Genomic DNA, 24,111 nt, shown 5'->3' with positions numbered 1-24,111 from the left:
TTCCTCTTCTGGAGATTTTATACCTCATCCCTTAAAATCTTTAGTGGAGCAACATCCCCTTAAAGACGAGTGCCCCCCCTTGGGCCTCGTCTTTTTCTTTGTCTTTCTGCAGCAGCGGGAATAAAAAGCGTCCGGGCATGCACTGCTTTTCCCTCTCTGGTAAAAGGAATGTATGATAAAATATAATAGGTATGAAAACGGGATGACGGAGGTTTTATCGTGAATAAACTAGTATTAATTGATGGAAATAGTATTGCCTACCGGGCTTTTTTTGCCCTGCCTCTTTTAAACAACAAAAAAGGCGTGTACACAAACGCTGTGTATGGTTTCACAACGATGCTTCTCAAAGTGCTGGAAGAAGAAAATCCTTCCCACCTTTTGGTTGCCTTTGATGCAGGTAAAACAACGTTTCGGCATGAAACGTTTAAAGAATATAAATCAGGACGGCAGAAAACGCCGGGAGAACTTTCGGAACAGCTTCCATTGATGAGAGAACTGCTGGAAGCATTTGATATTGCCTATACGGAAGTGAAAAATTACGAGGCCGATGATATTATCGGTACGCTGGCTTCCAAAGCGGAAAAAGAAGGCTGGGACGTAAAAATATATTCCGGTGATAAAGATCTGCTGCAGCTTGTCTCAGAGAAAACGAGTGTGGCGTTAACAAAAAAAGGGATCACAAATGTAGAAACGTACACACCTGAAGCGATGCAGGAACGCTATGGTTTTGAGCCGGCACGAATTGTTGACATGAAAGGATTAATGGGAGACAGCTCGGATAATATTCCCGGCGTTCCGGGAGTCGGGGAAAAAACGGCTTTAAAGCTTCTGCATGAATTTGGCACGATAGAAAAGGTGCTTGATTCTATTGACCAGATTTCCGGAAAGAAAATGAAGGAACGCCTGGAAGAAAACAAAGAACAGGCGATGATGAGTAAGCAGCTGGCTGTTATTGAAACGAATGCGCCGTTAACGGTAACTATAGAAGACGCTGCGCGAAAAGGTTACAACACGGATAAGATTATTGCTTTGTTTAAAGAGCTGGAGTTTGAATCGTTACTTAATAAATTTGATACAGAAGAAGAAGCGTCGCAGGAATTGGAGGAGATCCATTTCACAACGGTGGAAAAAGAAGTCACGCAAGAGATGCTCGCTTCTCCTTCTGCGCTGATTGTAGAAGTACCGAGTGAAAATTACCATGAAGCCGACATTTGGGGAATTTCCATTGTTAATGAATCAGGAGCCTATTATATTTCAACGGAAGCGGCTTTAGCTTCCGATGCCTTTAAAGTATGGGCTGCAGATCCAAAACAGGAAAAATATATGGCGGATACGAAACGTGCCGTAGTGGCCCTTGGATGGAAAGGCATTGAACTTGCAGGTGTTACCCACGACATTCTCATTGCCTCCTACCTGATTGATCCATCCGCCGGCTCCCATCAGGTGGCAGATATTGCTGAACGGAATGCGCAGAAGAAAATAGACAGTGATGACGCGGTTTTCGGGAAAGGTGCAAAGCGCGGCCGACCGGATGAGGATAAGCTGTCAGAGCATTTAGTGCGCAAAGGACTTGCTATATTTGAGTTGAAAAATGTCCTTGAAAAAAAACTGAAAGAAAACGAACAGTTTGAGCTGTTTAAAGATCTGGAACTGCCTCTTTCTCTCATTCTTGGAAAGATGGAGAAAACGGGTATTACGGTAGATACAGATCAGCTGAAAGCGATGGGAGAAGAACTGACGGGCCGGCTGCAGACGCTGGAAAAAGAAATACATGAACTTGCGGGAACAGAATTTAATATTAATTCGCCTAAACAGCTGGGGCCGATTTTATTTGAAAAACTGGGGCTTCCTCCCTTGAAAAAAACGAAGACAGGCTATTCCACTTCAGCTGATGTACTGGAGAAGCTGGCCGATCAGCATGAAATTATTCCTAAACTGCTATTGTACAGGCAGGTATCGAAGCTGCAGTCTACCTACGTGGAAGGTCTTTTAAAAGTAGTACATGAGGATACTCATAAAATACACACAATGTTTAACCAGGCACTGACCCAGACAGGCAGGCTGAGTTCCACCGAGCCCAATCTGCAGAATATTCCCATCCGCCTTGAGGAAGGCCGGAAAATCCGTAAAGCCTTTACTTCTTCGGATAAAGGCTGGAGCATTCTGGCCGCGGACTATTCTCAGATTGAACTGCGCGTGCTTGCCCATATTGCAGGAGATGAAGGTCTGCTGGAGGCGTTCCGCAATGAAATGGACGTCCACACGAAAACTGCCATGGACGTATTTCATGTAAAAGAAGAAGATGTAACAGGAAACATGCGCAGAAGTGCCAAAGCGGTAAATTTCGGCATCGTTTATGGTATATCCGATTACGGCCTTTCCCAGAGCCTTTCAATTCCAAGGAAAGAAGCTCAGGAATTTATCGACCGGTATTTAGCAAGCTATCCGAAAGTCCGTGACTACATGGATTCTATTAAAGAACAGGCACGAGAATATGGGTATGTAACGACTCTTTTAAATAGACGTCGGTATCTTCCGGAAATAACAAGCAGCAATTTTAATAGAAGAAGCTTTGCGGAGCGTACGGCGATGAATACCCCCATTCAGGGGACGGCTGCAGATATTATTAAAAAAGCTATGGTAGATGTAACACATGCGCTGGAAGAAAAGCAGCTGGAAAGCAGAATGCTTCTTCAGGTACACGATGAATTGATTTTTGAAGTGCCGGAGCATGAACTAAAAGAAATGGAAGCACTCGTGCCGGATGTTATGGCGAGGACTATGAAGCTGGACGTTCCATTAAAAGCAGATGTTTCCTACGGGGACACCTGGTACGATGCAAAATAAGGAGAGCATAGGAAATGCCTGAACTTCCAGAAGTAGAAACAGTGAAAGAAACATTAAATCACCTGGTAGCAGGAAAAACGCTTGAAAAAATAGAGGTCGGCTGGCCGAAAATGATCAAACGGCCGGACGATGCGGAAGCGTTCGTCATGATGCTGTCCGGCCAGAAAATCCACCGGGTGGCAAGAAGGGGCAAATTTTTATCTTTTGTTCTCGATGATTATGTGATGGTATCGCACCTTAGAATGGAAGGGCGTTACGAAATGGCCGCCGGCAGCGAGCCGGATAAACACACTCATGTGCGGTTTCATTTCACCGACGGCACAGAGCTGCGCTACCGGGACGTCCGAAAGTTTGGTACGATGCACATTTTTAACCCCGGTGAAGAACAAACAAGTCTGCCGTTGTCACAGCTGGGACCGGAGCCGGTAAACGATCCATCTTTTACACCGGCCTACCTTCAGCAGATATTCGCAAAAACGAGCCGGACGATAAAAACAGTACTGCTCGATCAACGTGCCATAGCAGGGCTGGGCAATATCTACGTCGATGAATCATTATTCCGGTCAGGCATTATGCCCAACAAAAAAGCCAGGCTGTTAAATAACGGGCAGATAGCAGGCCTTCATAAAGAAATAACAGCGACCATTGCCGAAGCTATAGCGAGCGGAGGAAGTTCCGTGCGTTCCTATGTGAACGGCCAGGGAGAAATGGGAATGTTTCAAAATCAGCTTTATGTGTATGCACGAAGGGATGAACCCTGCAAACAGTGCGGCACGCCTATAGAGAAAATGATAGAAGCAGGCAGGGGCACTCATTACTGCCCATCCTGCCAGAGATAAAGTAAAGGAGCGATTCGGTGATTATCGGGCTTACAGGGGGCATTGCTACAGGAAAAAGCAAGGTGGCCGGTTTGTTAATGAAACAGGGGCTGCCCGTAGTGGATGCAGATAAAGTAGCGAGAGAAGTAGTGGAACCCGGGGAAAAAGCGTACAGTCAAATAATAGATCATTTTGGCACTGAGGTGCTTGAAAAGGATGGATCTATTAATCGAAAAGAATTAGGAAGGATAATCTTTTCGAATCAGGAAAAACGGGAACTGCTTAATCAGATTGTTCATCCGGCAGTACGCCAGCGAATGATAGAAAAAAAAGAAATGCTGCAGAAACAGGGACACAATCATATTGTATTTGATATTCCGCTGCTGGTGGAAAGTAAACTGCAGCACATGGTAGATCTGGTCGTGTTGGTATACACTGATCCTGCTTCCCAAATAAAGCGGTTAATGGAACGAGATAACCAGGGAGCAGAAGATGCAGAAAGTCGGATAGCCTCCCAGATGCCAATAGATGAAAAGAAGCAGCACGCTGATGAAGTGATTGACAACAGCGGTTCAGAAGACGAAACTAAGGAGCAGATTCTTCAGCTCAGCCGCAAATATCAATGGATAATATAAGCAGAAACAGGAATTACATGACTCAATGTAATTCCTGTTTTTTTCGGATATGAGGTTTCATTTATTGGTTATTATGTTATACTAATCACATAAAACACCTATTAGTATATCACAATTAATGAGGAGGCCTCTCTGCATGAAAGCAAAAGTAGCGATTAACGGTTTTGGCCGCATAGGCCGCATGGTATTCCGCAAGGCAATATTGGATGATGAACTTGAAGTAGTAGCGGTGAATGCAAGCTATCCTGCGGAAACACTGGCTCACCTTATTAAGTATGACACAATACATGGTAAATTCGAAAAAGACGTAAGAGCAGAAGATGGAAAATTAATTATTGATGGGCAGACCGTGACGCTTCTTCAAGATAGAGACCCGGAAAACCTTCCATGGAAGCAGATGGAAATAGATGTAGTAATAGAAGCAACAGGCAAATTCAAAACAAGAGAAACAGCCGGGCTGCATTTAAAAGCCGGCGCAAAGAAAGTAGTTATTACAGCTCCGGCTAAAGAAGAAGACGCTACTATTGTTATGGGAGTAAACGAAGAGGAGTACAACCCGGCCGAGCATCATATTATCTCCAACGCCTCCTGTACGACGAACTGTCTTGCCCCGGTAGTAAAAGTGCTGGACCGCTCGATCGGAATTGAAAGCGGATTAATAACTACGATTCACTCGTATACAAATGACCAGAAAAATATTGATAACCCCCATAAGGATTTGAGACGCGCCAGAGCATGCGGGCAGTCTATTATTCCGACTTCCACAGGAGCGGCCCGGGCTATTTCAAAAGTACTGCCCCAGATGGAAGGTAAAATGAATGGGATGGCTCTGCGGGTGCCGACTCCAAATGTGTCTTTAATCGATATCGTTATTGATACGAAAAAAGAGGTGACCGTGGAGGAGGTAAATGAGGTGCTCCGCAGTGCTTCTGAAAATGAAATGAAAGGCATTATCGGTTTCAACTATGACCCGCTGGTTTCGATAGACTACAACGGCGATGAGAACTCTGCTATTATTGACGGTTTGTCTACGATGGTTATCAATGACAGGCAGATTAAAGTGCTTGCCTGGTACGATAACGAATGGGGCTATTCCTGCCGGGTTGTCGATCTGGTGCGTTATGTTGGGAAATCGGTACAGAAAAGCTCTATGATAAGTGCTTGATAAAATAAGAAAAAACAGGACAGCACCTGCTGCTCCTGTTTTTTTGCTGCTGAAAAAGGGTAATGGAAAATACAGCTCATCATTGCAAAATCATTCTAAAAAACGTATACTAACTTTTGTGAATATGTCTCAGGCATGCTTCATTTATATGTAGCAGTAAGGGTTAGGACCTCATTTGGACTAACTTTCCCCCAAGGTTGCAACGTTAGTATAATGAAAAGAATCCGCGGCATATGATATTTATAGTAAAGGGGGAGTCCGCCCATGGATACAATGGGAAGACACGTTATAGCTGAATTATGGGGCTGTAACATTGATAAATTAAACGACAGAGAAGCAATGGAAAATGTGTTTGTGAATGCAGCATTAGAAGCTGGAGCAGAAGTCAGAGAGGTGGCTTTTCACAAGTTTGCGCCTCAAGGCGTAAGCGGAGTAGTCATTATTTCAGAATCCCATTTGACGATTCACAGTTTTCCGGAGCATGGATATGCAAGCATCGACGTTTACACCTGTGGTGACACCATCGATCCTAACGTAGCGTCTGATTATATAGCTAAAGCTTTAGAAGCAACAGAAAAAGAAACGCTGGAGCTTCCAAGAGGAATGGGTCCGGTACAGGCAGAAAAATCAAAAGCAAAAGCAAAAGTATAATAAAAGCATAGATGAACCCCGTCTGAAGGCAGTGCCCCAGATGGGGTTTTTCGTTACTGTCCAGGCTTTTGGAAAAGTGATATGATAAGAACAACGACTATAAGCATGCGAGGCTAAGCAGATGCGGAGATGATAGAATGAAATGTCCTGCCTGTCATTCTAATAATACAAGAGTGCTGGATTCAAGGCCAAGCAATGAAGGAAAATCAATCAGAAGGCGCCGGGAGTGCGATACCTGCCAGTATAGGTTTACGACATTTGAGATGGTCGAGGAAATGCCTCTCGTCGTCGTGAAAAAGGGAGGAGCCCGGGAAGAATTCAGCCGGGAAAAAATCCTGCGCGGTCTGATCCGGGCATGTGAGAAACGTCCGGTAGCTCTTGAAACGCTGGAATCTATTGTAAATGACGTAGAGCAGCAGCTTCGAAGTGATGGGAAATCAGAAATTAAAAGCGAAGATGTAGGAGAGCTGGTAATGGAGAGACTGGCCGGGGTTGATGATGTCGCCTACGTAAGGTTTGCTTCCGTATACCGGCAGTTTAAAGATATCACCGTATTTATAAACGAGTTAAAAGAGTTAATTAGTAAGGATGAAAAAAAATAAATGGTTTCAACAGCCGGGCGTTTCATGCCCGGCCCGTTGAATTTGTTAAGAATTAGGGGGCGTTCTGTAATGGCTTTGTATTGGAAAGAGCTGTTACCGGCAGATAGTTTTACAATTCGGATCAAACAGGAAAATAAAGAGCATTCCAGTAAAGTAATTACCTCGCTGTATCAGCCTTTAATAGGCATTTATGCCGCCTCGTTATATCAGGTTCTTACAAACAGGCTGGAAAAAGATAAGTACAGCTGTGATGAAACATCCCATCGTGACTTGATGGCACAGATGCAGCTCCCGCTGCATCACATCGTGGAAGCGCGGAAAAAACTGGAGGGCATCGGTTTATTAAAAGTGTTTAAAAAAGAACAATCAGATCCGCCCTGCTTTATTTATGAAATTCAGCCGCCATTAAGTCCGGAGGAGTTTTTTAAAGACGATGTGCTCAGCGTGTTTTTATTTAACCGGCTGGGGCGCGAAAAGTATCGTCACATCAGGGAACGCTTTATTCTTCCGGCATGGGAGAGTTCTTTATATAAAGACGTTACCTCTTCTTTTGACCAGGTGTTTACGTCTCTTCACCAATCAGAAATGAAGATGACAGAAGAAATTTTCAGCGAAAACAATGAAATCGATCTTTTATCAGCCGAAGGCGGACCGGGGATTGATATTAAAGCCCAGACATTTGATATGGATCTGCTTTATGCCGATCTGCCTGCCTTTATTAATAAAGAAAAGATAAAATCAAGTGATAACATACATGCTATTAAGCGGCTGGCCTTTTTATACCGGATGGAGCCTTTGGATATGAGCAAAGAAATTCAGCGCTCTCTTGATCAGAATGAAGAACTTGATCTTGATGCCCTTCGGAAAAAAGTGCAGGAATGGTACCGCTATGAATATGGATCAGAGCCGCCGGCGCTGGGGTACCGCACACAGCCGGAGGAATACCGGATAATGAAAGACCAGGCCCCTGTAACCGGAAAAGAAAAAATGATTAAGTACTTTGAGGAAATTTCACCTATGGCTCTTCTGGAAAGTGTTTCGGAGGGAGCAAAGGTGCCTGCCGGAGATGTGAAAATTGCCGAGGCGCTGTTATTTGAATACAAGCTGCAGCCCGGGGTTGCCAATGTGCTGATTGACTACGTGCTGCGTATCAATAACATGAAGCTAAATTCTGCGTTTGTACAGAAAATTGCAGGGCAGTGGACACGTGCGAAAGTGACGACTGTAAAAGAAGCGATGGAGCTTGCCAGCAAAGAAAATAAAGCTCAGAAAGAACGCAAGGACCAGCCTCCTAAAGAGTACGGATCCAGGTTCGGGAGGTCCTCCGCCCCTAAGCCGGGTACTGTCCCAAAGTGGCTGGAAGAACAAAAAGCAGGTCATGTAAGCAAGGTGGAACAGACGCCGGAAGAAGTATCGAAATGGGAAGAAGAGAAACAGCTGTTTAAAGAACGGTTGAAACAATGGAAAGAGAAATCGGAAAGCTGAGGTGACGCTCAATGGATCCTATTAAATCATCCCTTGATAAGTGGATGAATCAAAAAGAATGGCGGAACAGGTATAATATGCTTCGTGACGAAGTATTGAAAGATCCGCGTATTCTTGAATTTAAATCAAAGCACCCGGATCTTACGAACGGTGATTTAGAGCGTAATATGATGAAGCTTTTTGAGTACAAGCGGGAGCGGGATCACTGCGATAACTGCCCGGGTCTCGATTTGTGTCCTAATATGATGCAGGGCTACCAGCCCGAGCTTACCGGAAGCGGACGGGAATGGAGCGTAGCCTACCATAAGTGCTCTTTAAAGCTGCAGTATGATGAAAAAGTAAAGCACCGCCGGCTGATAAAAAGTCTATACATTCCTTCAGAAGTGGTGGAAGCGACATTTGATGATATTGAACTGGACAACTCAAGCCGGTCGGAAGCCGCAAGAAAAGCGATTGAGTTTGTAGAAGGTGCAGAGCCGGGAAATAACGCCAAAGGCCTTTACTTTCACGGGAAGTTTGGTGTTGGAAAGTCCTTTATTATGGGGGCCGTGGCGAATGCGCTGGCAAAGCGCAGTATATCGACCATAATTGTGTACGCCCCGGATTTTTTCAGGGAAATGAAAGAAGCACTTTCAACCGGTACCACCCAGGAGAAAATAGACAGCATAAAAAAAGTGGACGTGCTTATTTTGGATGACATCGGGGCAGAAACGACGTCTGCCTGGATCCGTGATGATGTGCTAGGCGTGATCCTGCAGTATCGTATGATGGAAAAACTTCCTACTCTGTATACGTCCAACTATAATTATAAAGAATTGGAAAATCACCTGTCCTATTCACAGCGCGGTGGCACCGAAGACATGAAAGCAAGCCGGATTATGGAACGAATTAAACATTTAACGGAAGCTGTTCATGTGGATGGGGATAATAAGCGGAGTATTTAAAAAAAGCGTAAAGAACGTTTTTATTTTCGCCTTATTTGTAAAAAATGAGTGTTTATTTTGAGTGTATGGATTGGGAAAATGACTGGAAATTATGATACCATAAAATAGTAATCGAATATGGCAGTGTACAGGATAAATAAAGCTGTTGAACAAACGCGGTATAACTTGATTAATGATGGAGGTTTTACGATGAGTATAGATTCTATTCTGGACCGTGCCCTAAAAGGGGAACGCTTAACGATGGAGGATGCTGTCCGCTTGTACGAAAGCGATGAGATCGAAAAAATGGGGGCAGCAGCCAATAAAAAAATGCAGGAATGGCATCCGGAGCCTGTTACGACATTCGTAGTAGGACGAAATGTTAACTATACCAATCTCTGCGACACATACTGCAGATTCTGCGCCTTCTACCGCAGGCCGGGATCTTCAGAAGGCTATGTTCTTTCTGATGAAGAAATTTTCCAGAAAATCCAGGAAACATCTGACGTAAATGGAACAGAAATTTTGATGCAGGGTGGTACAAACCCGGACCTTCCATTCAGCTACTATACAGATTTATTAAGAAACATAAAAAAACGGTTCCCAAATATTACGATGCACTCTTTCTCTCCGGCAGAGATCTACAAAATGGTGGAAGTGTCGGGGCTTACGCTTGAAGAAGTTCTTACGGAACTGCATGAAGCCGGCCTGGATTCCCTTCCCGGCGGAGGCGCAGAAATTTTAACAGAAGAAACAAGAAAGAAAGTCAGCCGTCTGAAATCCACCTGGAAAGAATGGATTGACTGCATGAAGACAGCTAAAAAAGTAGGCATGCACGGCACGGCTACGATGGTTATAGGGCTCGGGGAATCTAATGAAGAGAGAGCGCTTCACCTGCAGAGAGTCCGTGACGCGCAGGACGAAGCCGACTGCTTTCTTGCTTTTATTTCCTGGACGTTCCAGCCGGATAATACTAACCTGAAGGGTGAAATTATTACGTCGGAAGGTTATCTTCGTAACGTTGCGATTTCGAGGCTGTTTCTGGATAACATTTCCAACTTCCAGTCCTCCTGGGTAACCATGGGACCAGTCACAGGAAAGAAATCTCTTGAATACGGCTGCAATGATTTTGGAAGCACGATGATGGAAGAAAACGTTGTATCTGCTGCAGGGACTACGCATAAAGTTAATACGAACGAAACGCTCCGCCTGATCCGCGAAGCAGGTAAAATCCCGGCCCAGCGTGATACGAAATACAATGTGATTCACCGTTTTGACGGTGAATCCAAAGCCGAAAAAGATTTTGTGATGCAGAACTAAAGCAGGAAATGGTTCTTGCTTTTCCCTGAAAGAGTTATTATAATAATCATCAGTTAAACATGAGATGCAAAGAAAAGGATATGAAAAGAATCAGGCCTCTTATACAGAGAAAAAAGCAGCAGCTGAGAGCTTTTTAACGAGACATTCTTTTTACCACCTTGGAGCAGCAGCGGGGAACAACAAGTATCCGCTGCCGGCCCCCGGACGTTACCCGGACTTGAGCTGGTTCTGCCTGTAAGGCGGAACGGGAACAAGGGTGGAACCGCGAGATGAATCGCCCCTTATCACATAGGGGGCGTTTTTTTGTGTTTACAGAGAACAAACAGTCAGTATTAAAGGAGATGGCATAATGGCAGAGCAGCTTACATTTATTTTTCCGGATGGTGCAGCAAAGGAATTTCCGTCCGGCAGTTCATTTGAAGAAATCGCATCATCGATCAGCCCGGGTCTGAAAAAACAGGCGCTGGCAGGTAAATTGGACGGGGTGCTTATTGATCTAAAGGAACCGCTCCAGCAGGGCGGTACAATTGAAATTATTACGTACCAGCAGCCGGAAGGGCTGGAAATTCTTCGTCACAGTTCCGCCCACCTTCTCGCCCAGGCAGTGAAGCGTCTGTATCCGGATGCAAAATTCGGTGTTGGTCCCGTCATCGAAAATGGTTTTTATTACGATATGGATTTATCTCATTCCTTAACGCCGGAAGATCTGCCGGTAATTGAAAAAGAAATGAAAAAAATTATTGATGAAAACCTTCCTATAGTCCGCAGAGAGGTAAGCCGGGAAGAGGCACAAAGCTTGTTTAAAGAACTTGGGGATGATCTCAAACTGGAGCTTATTGATGCTATTCCGGAAGGAGAGACCGTTTCCTTGTATGAGCAGGGGGAGTTTGTTGATTTGTGCAGAGGCGTTCACGTTCCGAGCACGAGTAAACTGAAAAAATTCAAGCTGATGAGTATTTCCGGAGCCTACTGGCGCGGAGACAGCGACAATCAAATGCTGCAGCGCATTTACGGAACGGCGTTTGTAAAACAGACAGAACTGGATGAGCATTTAAAAATGCTTGAAGAAGCCAAAGAGCGCGACCATCGTAAGATCGGCAGAGAGCTTGATATTTTTGCGCTCAATCAAAAGGTAGGACAGGGGCTTCCGATGTGGCTTCCGAAAGGAGCGACCATCCGCCGCACAATTGAACGCTATATCGTTGATCTGGAAGAAAAGCTCGGATACGATCATGTCTATACTCCTGTACTCGGAAGCTCGGAGCTCTATAAGACGTCCGGCCACTGGGATCACTATCAGGATGATATGTTTCCTCCAATGGAAATGGATAACAATGAAACTCTCGTGATCCGGCCAATGAACTGTCCGCATCACATGATGGTATATAAACAGCAGATGCACAGCTATCGGAATCTGCCGGTACGTATTGCAGAGCTTGGCACGATGCACCGCTATGAGAAATCAGGTGCCCTGTCCGGCCTGCAGCGCGTCCGTGCAATGACCCTTAATGATGCCCATATTTTTGCAAGACCGGACCAGCTGCTGGGAGAGTTCAAGCGTGTAGTAGAGCTGATCCAGAGAGTGTATGATGACTTTGGCATTAATGATTATCATTTCCGGCTTTCCTATCGCGATCCGGAAGATAAAGAGAAATATGTAGACAATGATGCTATGTGGGACAAAGCTCAGAGCATGTTAAAAGAAGCAATGGACGACATGAAGGTGGATTACGTGGAAGCAGAAGGAGAAGCGGCTTTTTATGGTCCAAAGCTTGACGTTCAGGTAAGAACGGCTCTTGGCAAAGAAGAGACGCTTGCGACTGTGCAGCTCGACTTTCACCTGCCGGAGCGGTTTGACTTAACGTATGTCGGCGAAGATGGTGCAGAGCACCGCCCGGTTGTAATACACCGCGGAATTGTATCTACGATGGAACGTTTCGTTGCTTTTCTTCTGGAAGAATACAAAGGGGCACTGCCAGTATGGCTGTCACCGGTCCAGGTGAAGGTCATTCCGGTGTCGCTGGATGCCCACATGGAATATGCCGAGCGCGTGCAGGAAGAACTCCGCCGCACCGGCGTAAGGGTAGAACTCGATGTGCGGGAGGAAAAGCTTGGCTATAAAATCCGCGAATCCCAGATGAAAAAAATTCCCTACACGCTTGTGCTGGGTGATAAAGAACAGGATGCCGATGAAGTGAATATACGAAGCTACGGCAGCCAGGATACTCACACTGCAAAGCTCGGTGCCTTTATTGCTTCGATATCAGAAGAGATAACTAAATAAATTAAACAAGGCACGTTGACACTGTATAATCCATATGGTATTCTTTCCTAGTGTCAAAAAACGAAACCAAAGCAAGAAGAAGCACCCGCTTCTCACCTGAACGGCGCAACTCGCAGCTGCCAGGTATTATGGTAAAGCAATATAACCATTTATGAGACAGATTTCAGGGTGCATGGTACGTTCATGCACCCTTTTTATATGCTTTTGTCTCATTTGAGTGATCTGGTCCCGTTTTATAGAACGGCAGACAGATATAAAGTTGCGCATAAGTGCTGAGGTTCAAAAAAATTCGGAGGTGGCTCATTATTCGTAAAGACGTTAAGCTTAATGATGGAATTCGTGCACGTGAAGTTCGGTTAATTGATGCAAATGGCGATCAGCTTGGTGTGAAATCTAAGTCTGAAGCACTTGAATTAGCCCAAAAGGCGAATCTTGATTTGGTTTTGGTTGCTCCTAATGCAAAACCTCCTGTATGCCGTATTATGGACCACGGAAAGTTCCGTTACGAACAGCAGAAGAAAGACAAAGAAGCACGTAAAAAGCAAAAAATTATCAACATCAAAGAAGTCAGGCTGAGCCCGAACATTGAAGAGCACGATTACAACACAAAGCTCCGCAATGCCAGAAAATTTCTGGATAAAGGCGATAAAGTCAAAGCTGCTATTCGTTTCCGTGGAAGAATGATTACTCATTCCGACATCGGGAAAAAAGTGCTGGATCGTCTTGCTAAAGACTGTGAAGACGTCAGTACCATTGAAACGAAGCCCAAGATGGAAGGCCGCAGCATGTTCCTCATTTTGGCACCTATATCAGATAAAGATAAGCCTGCATCTGATAAAGAAAAACCTGTATCTGATAAAGATAAAAAAGACACAAACGAAAAAGCGTAAAGCCTATCGTTTTATCACATGCTAAGGAGGAAATAACATGCCTAAAATGAAAACTCACAGAGGAGCTGCAAAGCGCTTCAAAAAGACTGGTTCTGGTCAGCTTAAGCGTGGACACGCTTATACAAGCCATATGTTCCGCAACAAATCTGAAAAGCAAAAGCGCAGATTGAGCAAACAGGGCTTGGTGCATCCAACAGACCAAAAGCGTATCCAACAGCTGCTTCCATAAACAACTAACGATTAATTGAAACGATAATAAATAGAAATTAAAGGAGGGATGGACGATGCCAAGAGTAAAAGGCGGATATGTGGCACGTCGTCGTCGTAAAAAGGTTTTAAAACTTGCAAAGGGGTATCATGGTTCCAAACACCGTTTATTTAAAACGGCTCAGGAACAGGTAATGAAATCACTTCAGTATGCATACCGGGACCGCAGACAGCGGAAGCGCGAATTCCGTAAGCTTTGGATTACGCGTATCAACGCAGCTGCACGCTTGAACGGACTGTCTTACAGCCGTTTGATGCATGGCCTCAAGCAGGCGGATATTCACATGAACCGCAAGATGCTTGCTGATCTTGCTGTAAATGACGAAAAAGCTTTCACAGCACTTGCTGATCAGGCAAAAGCTAAATTAAAATAAACTACAAAAAAGGACGGGCCTGATGGCTCGTCCTTTTTTTGTATGAAAACCGGGAAACATGCTGACTATCTGCTTTTATGGTTCGGACTTATTAATGAATTCCTTAATGGGGCTTTTCCAGATCAGTTCGGCATTGGGATAGTTGGAATGAATTTCTTTTTCCATAAATTCAAAGTCCTTGCGCTGGAGTCCCTGCAGAGCTTCACGGTCCAGCACCCATATGGATATAGAAACCACATCAAAGGAAGTAGAAGTGGATCCCAGATATTTTTCCCCTTCAAACATAACCCCTTTATACGTAATAAGAAAATTTTTCCGGACGTTTTTAACATCATCCAAAAAATAAAAATATTTTTTGCTGTGCGCCATTTCCAACTTGCGTTTGGGATTTTTAAAGTACTGCACAGCTGTATATACAATAATCACTAGAGCAATGAGAAGCAGCAGGCGCAGTAATAGTGCCATCATATAATAGTTCCTCCCTTGCTTACAGTTTGGGACAATCAACCGGCGGTTACGCCGCGGCATCTGTTCTTGTCACATTATACGTTTATTCATTCATTCTTACCAGAATATACGATAGAATAGAAAGAACGTTTCACCAGAAACCAGAATAATACGAAAGAAGGACTAACCATGCAGTCATTATATGCGATTCAAAGAGAGCTCGATGAAAAAATATTAGCCACACACGGCCTGGAAAGAAACAGAGAGACATTTTTACAAAAGCTGCTTGCATTTCAAGTAGAACTTGGAGAACTTGCCAACGAAACCCGCTGCTTTAAATTTTGGAGCCTGAAGCCTGCTTCCAGCCGCGACGTCATTCTGGAGGAATACGTTGACGGCATTCACTTTTTATTATCCATGGGTATTGACCAGCAGTGGGAGGCTGTCCCTGAAACTGGAATTTCCAAAGATTCGGCTCTGCCACAGCACTTTCAGGATGTGTACGAAGCTTCCGCAGAATTGAGCCGAAGTCTGTCCGATGACTCATTTATGCAGCTGTTTAAAGAATATCTTCTGCTCGGGGAAAAGCTGCAGTTTTCTAAAGACGAAATCGTGGAGGCCTATAAAAAGAAGAACGAAACAAATCATAGAAGACAGCAGGAAGGCTACTGAGGAAAAGACCTCCTGCTGAATAAAAGAAATTGTTTGAGTATCGAAACAATTCCTTTTATACTAAGAATGGTGAAGATACTACATATTGAGAGGGGAACAAACATGGCTGAATTAGAACCAACGCTCCAAATGCTGAAGGACTTAACAGATGCAAAAGGAATTCCCGGAGATGAAAAAGAACCAAGAGATGTTATGAAACAATATATTGAGCCTTTCGCCGATGAGGTCACAACCGACCGCCTCGGCAGCCTGATCGCCAAAAAAACAGGGAAAAAAGGCGGTCCCCGTATTATGATTACAGGGCACCTTGATGAAATCGGCTTTATGATTACAACAATTGATGATAATGGATTTTTAAAATTTCAAACGGTCGGGGGCTGGTGGAGCCAGGTTATGCTCGCCCAGCGCGTAACGGTAATGACTCGTAAAGGCAGCATTACAGGAATTATCGGATCAAAGCCGCCGCATATCCTTCCGCCGGAACAGCGTAAAAAATCGGTGGAAATTAAAGATATGTTTATTGATATCGGTGCTTCAAGCAAAGAAGAAGCTGAATCATTCGGCGTGCGCCCGGGAGACTCTGTCGTTCCGATCTGTGATTTTACAGTGATGAACAACGAGAAATTACTGATGGCAAAAGCATGGGATAACCGTATCGGATGTGCCATTGCTATTGAAGTATTAAAGCGTCTTGAAAAGATCGACCACCCAAATGAAGTTTACGGTGTAGGGGCTGTGCAGGAAGAAGTCGGCCTGCGGGGCGCTAAAACGGCAGCGAATAAAGTAAAGCCTGATATCGGATTCGCTGTAGATGTTGGCATTGCCGGAGATACACCTGGAGTGACGAGCAATGATGCAGCAGCAAAAATCGGAAAAGGCCCGCAGGTGCTGATTTATGATCATTCGATGATAGCACACAAAGGGCTTCGTGACTTCGTGACGGATATTGCCGATACGTACTCCATTCCATACCAGTTTGACGCCATGAGCGGCGGCGGAACAGATGCCGGTTCCATTCATTTGTCAGGTGAAGGGGTGCCTTCGCTTGCGATAACCGTACCTACCAGATATATTCATACCCACGCAGCGATTCTGCACCGCGATGATTTTGAGCACGCAGTTCAGCTGCTTGTAGAAATCAGCAAAGCATTGGATGAAGACAAAGTAAAAGCAATTGTATTCGATAATTAAGAAGCTGTCAGCGGCCTGCAGGGATTCCCTGCAGGCTTTTTTATAAAACATAAATAATTATGTAAAAACCGCCTGATTCAAGGTAAGATAGAGGATGAATAAAAGAAGCCGGTACAAAAGGAGAACAGCCTGTTGAAACAAATAGATTCTACAAAAAACACTACTGTTAAATTAATTAAACAGCTGACAAAACGAAAAAAACGCGAAAAAGAGCAGCTTTTTGTTATAGAAGGCCGGCATCTTGTTGAAGAAGCCCTCGTTTATGGAAATTTAATTACAGATATTTTTGTGATAGCAGATGAGCTGCTTCCACCTGAAGAAAAAAGGAAAAATATTCCTATTACTATCGTTACAGAGGCTGTTATGAAAGATATGAGTCAGACCGTGACGCCGCCCGGTATTATTGCGCTCTGTCAGATGATACCCGATGAAGCCGTTGAACCGGAAGAGAATGAGATGTATGTTCTGGTCGATAACGTGCAGGATCCCGGGAATCTAGGGACGATTATCCGAACCGCCGATGCGGTGGGAGCCAAAGCCGTCATTCTCGGTGAAGGCACGGTAGACGTGTATAACGATAAAGTGATCCGGTCCACCCAGGGGTCATTTTTTCACGTGCCTGTTCTGCAGGGGGAGCTCGAAGACTGGATAAAGCGCTGCCGCGATAATAGTATTCCGGTATTTGGTACTTCTCTTCAGGGGGGAACAACGCATACAGCAATTGAGCCGCAGCCGGGATTTGCCCTGATCATAGGCAACGAAGGGGCCGGTGTGAATGAAAAACTGCTGGAAAAAACAGACCAGAATATTTACGTGCCGATTTACGGAAAAGCCGAATCCTTGAATGTTTCGGTAGCAACCGGCATCCTTTTATACTATCTGCACAAAGTAAATTAGCAGGACGGTTGCAAACAAAAGCATTATTATCTATACTTTACTGTATTCATATAAAAAGCATTGAAGGAAACAAGTAGTCCATTAGCCGCCATACAGGGAAAGAATGCCTTAGACTGGAAGCATTCTGATGTGCAGATAATGGATGAATTCAGTCCAGAGCCGGAGCCGGAGTAGAGAAATCCAAAAGGTGTCCCGTTTGGCAGCACGTTACGCTGTATAAGTGATTCCTGCCGGCAGCGGCAGGATTAACAAGGGTGGTACCGCGAGCTTTCGTCCCTTTCCGGGAGGAAGGTTTTTTTATTTGTCCAAAACACGCGTAGAGCGATTATACGGCAGGAGGAAATAAAATGATTGAACGATTACAGGCACTTTTAAGCGAGGCGCTGGAAGAATTAAACCAGGCAGCAGATAAAAAAGATGTAGAAAAGGTGCGGGTGAAATACTTAGGAAAAAAAGGCCCCATTACAGAAGTATTAAGAGGAATGGGAAAGCTTTCGGCAGAAGAACGGCCTAAAGTCGGCCAGGCTGCGAATGATGTGCGCGGCGAAATCCAGGAAAAACTGGACGAAAAAAATCAATCCCTTGAGGCGGAGGAATTAAATAAACAGCTTGCCGGGGAAACAATTGACGTAACGCTTCCGGGTGATACGGTTAAACAGGGATCGAGGCATCCTTTGACGGCAGTAGTAGAAGAAATTGAAGATATTTTTATCGGCCTTGGTTTTTCCGTTACAGAGGGGCCGGAAATTGAGACGGATTATTATAACTTTGAAGCGCTGAACCTGCCGAAAGAGCATCCGGCACGTGATATGCAGGATTCTTTTTTCATAACGGAAGATCTGCTGCTCCGCACCCAGACGTCGCCGGTCCAGGCACGTACGATGGAAAAGCATGAGGGACGCGGCCCGGTCAAAATCATCTGCCCTGGTAAAGTGTACCGCCGCGATGATGACGACGCGACCCACTCCCATCAGTTCATGCAGATCGAGGGACTGTACGTGGATAAGAATATCCGCATGAGTGACCTGAAAGGAATCCTGGAGGCATTTGTGAAGAAATATTTTGGCGAAGAGCGGACCATCCGCCTGCGCCCGAGCTTTTTTCCTTTTACTGAACCCTCTGTAGAAGTCGATGTAACGTGCGGTATCTGTGGTGGAAGCGGCTGCCGTATGTGTAAACAGAGCGGGTGGATTGAAGTGCTTGGTGCCGGAATGGTGCATCCAAAGGTACTTGAAATGAGCGGATTTGATCCTGAGGAGTACAGCGGATTTGCTTTTGGAATGGGTGTAGAACGTTTTGCCCTTTTGAAGTACGGTATTGATGATATTCGTCATTTTTATACAAATGACATGCGTTTTTTAAATCAATGGAAGCAGATATAAGGAGGGATTAGATGTTAGTTTCATATGAATGGCTGAATGAATATGTAGACGTACGGGATGTTACCCCGGAAGAAACAGCAGAGCGTCTTACCCGCGGAGGGATTGAAGTAGACGCTGTTTATAAAAGAACCGAGCCTATTGAATCGGTTGTCGTAGGCGAAATACTCTCTGTAGAAAAGCATCCGGAAGCTGATAAGCTCAACGTCTGCCAGGTAAACACCGGTTCAGGCGAAAACCAGATTGTCTGCGGAGCTGCTAACGTAGCAGCGGGCACGAAAGTGGCTGTAGCGCTGCCCGGCGCTGTTCTGCCAGGTAATGTATCGATTTCTTCTACAGAGCTTCGGGGAGTCGCTTCAGAAGGAATGATCTGCTCCCTGCAGGAGCTTGGCATCGAGCAGAAACTGGTAGCCAAAGAATTTACAGATGGCATTTACATTTTTCCAGACGGAGTAGAAACCGGAAGTAGTGCAGTAGAAGCTCTGCAGCTTCATGACACGGTGTTGGAGCTTGATCTTACACCGAACAGGGCTGACTGCCTGAGCATGCTTGGAACGGCGTATGAGGTTGCTTCTCTTTTAGACAGAAAAGTAACGCACCCGAATACCCAGGTAGAAGAGCATGGAGAAAAAACAGAGTTACCCGTCAGCGTCAGCGTTGAAAACGAAAAGGATGCTCCTTATTATAACGCCAGGGTCATCAGCAATATTAAAATTAAACCTTCTCCCGTATGGATGCAGAACCGTTTAATTGCTGCCGGCATTCGTCCGATCAATAATGCGGTGGATATTACAAATTATATTTTGATTGAGTACGGACAGCCGCTGCACGCATTTGATCTGGATCGTTTCGGCTCCAGGGAAATCGTCGTGCGTCGTGCGGAAATGAATGAGAAAATGGTAACGCTCGATGAAACAGAACGTGAACTTTCACCCGAATACCTCGTTATTACAAACGGTACAGAGCCGACAGCCCTGGCCGGCGTCATGGGGGGAAGCTTTTCAGAAGTGCAGGAGGATACTACAACGATTCTTTTGGAAACAGCGGTGTTTGATCCGGCATTAGTCAGAAAAGCATCAAAAGATATGGGACTGCGCAGTGAATCCAGCGTTCGTTTTGAAAAAGGAATTGATCATTTACGGGCAGACGAAGCAGCTGACAGAGCGGCAGCCTTACTTGTGGAACTGGCCGGTGGAGAAGTCCAGAAAAGCGGGTCAGTTCATGATTCCAGAGACCGTTCTCCGAGGATTGTTCAGACGAGGACAGAAAAGCTTCATACTATGCTCGGCCTTCCCCTGAACACGGAAGAAATTGCAGCGGTCTTTGACCGGCTGGGCTTTCCTTATAAAGAAGCAGACGGAACTTTTGATGTGGAAATACCATCAAGAAGATGGGATATTTTTATCGAAGCGGATCTCGCAGAAGAAGTAGCACGGCTGTATGGGTATGATGAAATTCCATCTACCCTGCCCGCGGGAGCTTTAACCCCGGGGTCTCTTACAAAAGCCCAAAAGCAAAAACGAAAGGTGCGCCGTTTTCTGGAAAGTGCGGGATTAAATGAAGCGGTCACGTATTCCTTAACATCTCCGCGGATGATTGAAAGGTTTTTATCCGGAGGTCCGGGGTATCCGATCAAAGTCACGATGCCGATGAGCGAAGAAAGAAGCACCATGCGGTCGAGCCTGGTTCCTCATCTGCTTGATGTTATTCAATACAATCAAAACCGCCAAAATGCAGATACGGCTGTTTTTGAAGTAGGTTCAGTGTTCCGAAGCACTGAAGAGACACTCACAGGCCAGCCGGAGGAATTTGAATATGCTGCCGGCGCCGTCACTGGTAAATGGAGTGAGGCGGGCTGGAGAACAGCCAGACAGGAAACCAGCTTTTTCACGGTCAAAGGAATTGTTGAAAACCTGCTTGTAAAACTTGGCTGGGGACAGGATGTACGTTTTGAAAGAACCTCAATGAAGGATATGCATCCGGGACGGAGTGCAGATATTTATGCGCAGGGTACGTTCATAGGCTACGTCGGCCAGATTCATCCATTAGTGCAGAAAGAATGGGATATAAAAGAAACGTACGTATTTGAACTGCACTTGGGAAAGTTGATTGCTTCAAAAGAAGAGCCGGTCGCCTATACCCCGATCCCCCGCTTTCCTTCCATTACAAGGGACATTGCTCTTGTAGTAGATACGGAAGTAGAGGCAGGAGCGGTGCAGAAAGCGATTGAAGAAACAGGAAGTCCCCTGTTAAAACATGTTTCCCTATTTGACGTATATGACGGGGAACATATGGAAGCAGGGAAAAAATCTCTGGCATTTTCACTCATCTATTTTGATCCGGACCGCACCTTGGCTGAGGAAGAAATGCAGCAGGCCCATCAAAATGTACTCCATCATGTAGAAAAAACATTTCATGCCAATTTAAGAAAACAATAAGAAACGCCCGGGCCGGCTCTTCCGTATACAGGAAGGGCCGGTTTTTAACAGGCAGTGCATAACTGCACTGCTGTGCTGGAATATCAGGCCCCGGCAGAAAGGTGGGAAACATTTTTCATTGGTTGGCGATTCTGTTATGATTAAGTATAGGATTTGCTTAGATCAGGGGGCATGACGATGGCTGAGGAAAAAGATAAATACAAAACGACCGTAACGATATATGGACAGCAGTACACAATTGTTGGAGATGATCCACCCGAACATGTAAGAAAAGTAGCGAAAGCCCTGACAGAAAAAATGAAAGAACATAAATCTTTGAATCCGTATTTGAATACGACCAGACTGGCCGTATTAACAGCAGTCAATCTGGTGGATGAGAATTTAAAAATGAAAGACGAGTACAAAAACGAGCAGACTATCCAAGAAGAAAATGAGGACAGATAACACATGCTTATAAATATACTGATTCTTCTTTTTCTAATCGGCAGCTTTTTTTCCGGATTAAGAAAAGGATTTATCCTGCAGTTTGTTTCTTTGGTGAGTTTTCTTCTCGCTTTAGTCATTGCTTTTTATTTCTATGAAGACACGGCCGCCTGGCTCAGGCAGTGGATACCGTATCCCGGATTTCTGCAGGATTCCGGAAGCCAGAACGTGCAGTTTTTATCAGCGACTTTTGACATGCAGACGTTTTTCTATTCAGCCATTGCTTTTATAGCGCTGTTTATTGTGGCCAAAATAATCATGCAGATGCTTGGTTCTATTTTTAACGTTATATCGGGTATTCCTCTTGTGAGTATGCTTAACAAATGGCTGGGCGGACTGCTGGGAATAGTAGAGACGTATGTAGTGCTGTTTATACTCCTTGTCGCTTTTTCGCTCGTGCCGGTAGAACCAATTCAACAGGCCATAGCACAGTCAGGCATGGCTCAGTATATGATTTATGATACGCCTTATTTATCCCAGTGGCTTCAAAACCTGGGAGTGCAGGGTCTCTAAAAGAGCATATGCCGAAAGGCTTGTCGTTAATAAATGAAAAAGCTTCTCTTCAAGAGAAGTTTTTTCTACTTTTAATGGAGGAAAACAATGAATAAAAAAGAAATTATCAATCATTTAGAACGTATTGCTGTATATATGGAAATAAAGGGTGAAAATACATTTAAAATTTCTGCTTATCGGAAAGCGGCCCAGGCGCTTGAAAACGATGAACGCTCCATTAATGATATCGAGGATGTGGCGAAGCTCTCCGGCATCGGCAAAGGAACAGCCGGTTTAATAAATGAAGTAAAAGAACATGGTGATTCCGAGCTCCTCCAGACGCTGAAAAAAGAAATACCGGAAGGGCTGCTGCCGTTATTACGTCTTCCCGGACTGGGCGGGAAGAAAATAGGAAAGCTTTATCAGGAATTAGGAATTACTAATGCAGCCGACCTGAAAAAAGCCTGTGAGGAAAATCAGATCCGTGAACTTGCCGGATTTGCTGCCAAGTCAGAAGAGAAAATAATGAAAGCTTTAGAAGAAATGGGAAGCAGGCCGGAAAGACTTCCCATTCCGCTTATGCTGAAAATGGCGGATTCCTTTGAAGAAAAGCTTGCCGCTGTAGAAGGTATGCACCGCTACGCCCGTGCCGGCAGCTTAAGAAGACTGGAAGAAACCGTTAAAGATATGGATTATATCATCTCAACGGATAATCCTGCGCGTGTGAAAGAACAGATAAAAGCGTTCTCCGGTATTTCCAGCGTTATCGCGGATGGAGATACAAAGCTGTCCCTGGAGCTGGAAGGAGAAGAATATCCGGTACAGGTAGACGTGCGGATGATTGAAGACGAGGCCTTTGCGACGACCCTTCATCATTTTACCGGTTCGAAAGATCACAACGTGAAGATGAGGCAGCTCGCAAAATCAAACGGGGAACGGATCAGCGAATATGGAATCGAAAACGTGGAAAGCGGAGACGTCCAAACGTTTACAGACGAAGCAGCTTTTTTCGGATATTATGGGATGCAGTACATCCCGCCTGAAGCAAGAGCCGGCAAAGATGAGCTGGACGTTTACAGCAATCCCCGTGAAGACCTCACGCTCCCCCTTATCCGGGGAGACATGCATATGCATACAACCTGGAGTGACGGCGCCCAGTCTGTGGAGGAAATGGCAGAGGAAGCGAGAAAAAGAGGCTATGAATGGATAGCTATTACCGATCATTCCAAGTTTTTAAGAGTAGCCCACGGTCTGGATGAAGATCGTATTCTCAGACAGATTGAAGAAATAAAAACAGTGAATGAAAAATATACAGATCTGCAAATATTTGCCGGTATTGAAATGGATATTCGTCCAGACGGCATTCTTGATATCGAGGACACTGTTCTGGAACAGCTGGATATAGTAATTGCCTCTATTCATTCTTCGTTTTCCCAGGAAAGGTCTGTCATTATGGAACGGTTTGAATCTGCGCTTACTTCTCCACACGTGGACCTGATTGCCCATCCTACGGGCCGTTTAATAGGAAGAAGGCCCGGGTATGATGCAGACCTGCCTAAGCTGATTAAACGTGCAGCGGAAACGGGTACGGCACTGGAACTGAATGCCAACCCGAACCGGCTTGATCTATCGGCAGAATGGCTGAAAAAAGCGGCAGAAGCAGGAGTGGCGCTGGCAGTTAATACAGATGCCCACAATCCGGAGATGATGGACGATATGGAAATAGGCACCGGCATCGCCAGAAAAGCCATGCTCCGTCCGGGACAGGTACTCAATACATTAACAGCGGCGGAATTAACGGACTACCTGCGGGAGAAAAAAGAAAAACGCCGGCTTCAATAAGAAAGGAAG

The 24,111-nt window shown here is 45.0% G+C and carries 22 protein-coding genes and 1 other annotated feature; of the genes, 21 read left to right on the top strand and 1 reads right to left on the bottom strand.

From position 1 onward, the window contains the following. Window positions 1–219: 219 nt before the first annotated feature. The 13 genes from polA (at window position 220) to rplT (ending at window position 14,261) form a co-directional block, all read left to right on the top strand. Window positions 220–2,847 (top strand): DNA polymerase I, encoded by a 2,628-nt coding sequence (gene polA / locus ATL39_RS07125; RefSeq protein WP_120192595.1) that lies wholly within the window; start codon window positions 220–222, stop codon window positions 2,845–2,847. 14 nt (window positions 2,848–2,861) lie between these two features. Continuing rightward, on the top strand, window positions 2,862–3,686 hold the full coding sequence (gene mutM / locus ATL39_RS07120) for a DNA-formamidopyrimidine glycosylase (protein ID WP_120192594.1): 825 nt from the start codon (window positions 2,862–2,864) through the stop codon (window positions 3,684–3,686). Between the two features lie 17 nt (window positions 3,687–3,703). Next, window positions 3,704–4,300: a dephospho-CoA kinase gene (coaE, locus tag ATL39_RS07115; protein WP_120192593.1), complete on the top strand. Its 597-nt coding sequence runs from the start codon at window positions 3,704–3,706 to the stop codon at window positions 4,298–4,300. 136 nt (window positions 4,301–4,436) lie between these two features. Continuing rightward, a complete protein-coding gene (locus ATL39_RS07110) occupies window positions 4,437–5,465 on the top strand; it encodes a glyceraldehyde-3-phosphate dehydrogenase (protein WP_120192592.1) in 1,029 nt (342 codons plus the stop codon). A 264-nt stretch (window positions 5,466–5,729) separates the two neighbouring features. Further along, a complete protein-coding gene (speD, locus tag ATL39_RS07105; protein WP_120192591.1) occupies window positions 5,730–6,116 on the top strand; it encodes an adenosylmethionine decarboxylase in 387 nt (128 codons plus the stop codon). A 137-nt stretch (window positions 6,117–6,253) separates the two neighbouring features. Then, window positions 6,254–6,718 (top strand): transcriptional regulator NrdR, encoded by a 465-nt coding sequence (gene nrdR / locus ATL39_RS07100; protein WP_120192590.1) that lies wholly within the window; start codon window positions 6,254–6,256, stop codon window positions 6,716–6,718. 69 nt (window positions 6,719–6,787) lie between these two features. After that, on the top strand, window positions 6,788–8,203 hold the full coding sequence (locus tag ATL39_RS07095) for a replication initiation and membrane attachment family protein (RefSeq protein ID WP_170146863.1): 1,416 nt from the start codon (window positions 6,788–6,790) through the stop codon (window positions 8,201–8,203). Window positions 8,204–8,214: 11 nt separating this feature from the next. Further along, window positions 8,215–9,147, top strand: coding sequence for a primosomal protein DnaI (gene dnaI / locus ATL39_RS07090; protein WP_120192588.1), 933 nt, complete (start codon window positions 8,215–8,217; stop codon window positions 9,145–9,147). A gap of 189 nt (window positions 9,148–9,336) precedes the next feature. After that, window positions 9,337–10,446: a cyclic dehypoxanthinyl futalosine synthase gene (gene mqnC / locus ATL39_RS07085; protein WP_120192587.1), complete on the top strand. Its 1,110-nt coding sequence runs from the start codon at window positions 9,337–9,339 to the stop codon at window positions 10,444–10,446. A 349-nt stretch (window positions 10,447–10,795) separates the two neighbouring features. Beyond that, entirely contained in the window at window positions 10,796–12,730 is a 1,935-nt protein-coding gene (gene thrS, locus ATL39_RS07080) for a threonine--tRNA ligase (protein WP_120192586.1), read from the top strand. Window positions 12,731–12,797: 67 nt separating this feature from the next. Further along, window positions 12,798–12,933: a sequence feature (ribosomal protein L20 leader region), on the top strand. 66 nt (window positions 12,934–12,999) lie between these two features. Next, window positions 13,000–13,620 (top strand): translation initiation factor IF-3, encoded by a 621-nt coding sequence (infC, locus tag ATL39_RS07075; RefSeq protein WP_245960936.1) that lies wholly within the window; start codon window positions 13,000–13,002, stop codon window positions 13,618–13,620. 37 nt (window positions 13,621–13,657) lie between these two features. Next, window positions 13,658–13,849, top strand: a complete 192-nt coding sequence (gene rpmI, locus ATL39_RS07070; RefSeq protein ID WP_120192585.1) for a 50S ribosomal protein L35 — start codon at window positions 13,658–13,660, stop codon at window positions 13,847–13,849. A 55-nt stretch (window positions 13,850–13,904) separates the two neighbouring features. Next, complete coding sequence (gene rplT, locus ATL39_RS07065) at window positions 13,905–14,261, top strand: 50S ribosomal protein L20 (protein WP_120192584.1); 357 nt, start codon at window positions 13,905–13,907, stop codon at window positions 14,259–14,261. A 75-nt stretch (window positions 14,262–14,336) separates the two neighbouring features. Here rplT and ATL39_RS07060 read toward each other — a convergent pair whose 3' ends face one another. Next, complete coding sequence (locus ATL39_RS07060; protein WP_308215456.1) at window positions 14,337–14,729, bottom strand: sigma-w pathway protein ysdB; 393 nt, start codon at window positions 14,727–14,729, stop codon at window positions 14,337–14,339. 168 nt (window positions 14,730–14,897) lie between these two features. On the opposite strand from ATL39_RS07060, the gene ATL39_RS07055 reads away from it, so the two are divergent. The 8 genes from ATL39_RS07055 (at window position 14,898) to polX (ending at window position 24,102) form a co-directional block, all read left to right on the top strand. Continuing rightward, complete coding sequence (locus ATL39_RS07055) at window positions 14,898–15,380, top strand: dUTP diphosphatase (RefSeq protein WP_120192583.1); 483 nt, start codon at window positions 14,898–14,900, stop codon at window positions 15,378–15,380. Window positions 15,381–15,482: 102 nt separating this feature from the next. Then, complete coding sequence (locus ATL39_RS07050; protein WP_120192582.1) at window positions 15,483–16,571, top strand: M42 family metallopeptidase; 1,089 nt, start codon at window positions 15,483–15,485, stop codon at window positions 16,569–16,571. 132 nt (window positions 16,572–16,703) lie between these two features. Further along, window positions 16,704–17,468, top strand: coding sequence for a TrmH family RNA methyltransferase (locus ATL39_RS07045; protein ID WP_120192581.1), 765 nt, complete (start codon window positions 16,704–16,706; stop codon window positions 17,466–17,468). 347 nt (window positions 17,469–17,815) lie between these two features. Then, the gene (gene pheS, locus ATL39_RS07040) at window positions 17,816–18,850 is read left to right on the top strand and encodes a phenylalanine--tRNA ligase subunit alpha (protein WP_120192580.1); all 1,035 of its coding nucleotides are present in this window, start codon (window positions 17,816–17,818) and stop codon (window positions 18,848–18,850) included. A gap of 11 nt (window positions 18,851–18,861) precedes the next feature. Then, window positions 18,862–21,285 carry a phenylalanine--tRNA ligase subunit beta gene (gene pheT, locus ATL39_RS07035; RefSeq protein WP_120192579.1) on the top strand — a complete coding sequence of 808 codons (2,424 nt, stop codon included), beginning with the start codon at window positions 18,862–18,864 and terminating at the stop codon, window positions 21,283–21,285. 177 nt (window positions 21,286–21,462) lie between these two features. Beyond that, window positions 21,463–21,729 (top strand): cell division protein ZapA, encoded by a 267-nt coding sequence (gene zapA, locus ATL39_RS07030; RefSeq protein ID WP_120192578.1) that lies wholly within the window; start codon window positions 21,463–21,465, stop codon window positions 21,727–21,729. Window positions 21,730–21,732: 3 nt separating this feature from the next. Then, window positions 21,733–22,281 (top strand): CvpA family protein, encoded by a 549-nt coding sequence (locus ATL39_RS07025; protein ID WP_120192577.1) that lies wholly within the window; start codon window positions 21,733–21,735, stop codon window positions 22,279–22,281. 87 nt (window positions 22,282–22,368) lie between these two features. Continuing rightward, window positions 22,369–24,102, top strand: coding sequence for a DNA polymerase/3'-5' exonuclease PolX (gene polX, locus ATL39_RS07020; protein WP_120192576.1), 1,734 nt, complete (start codon window positions 22,369–22,371; stop codon window positions 24,100–24,102). Window positions 24,103–24,111: the final 9 nt, after the last annotated feature.

This window comes from Sinobaca qinghaiensis (genome assembly GCF_003610495.1).
GTDB classification, from domain to species: domain Bacteria; phylum Bacillota; class Bacilli; order Bacillales; family Marinococcaceae; genus Sinobaca; species Sinobaca qinghaiensis.
The sequence above is the reverse complement of the archived record's forward strand: the minus strand, read 5'-3'. Positions and strand labels throughout refer to the sequence as shown.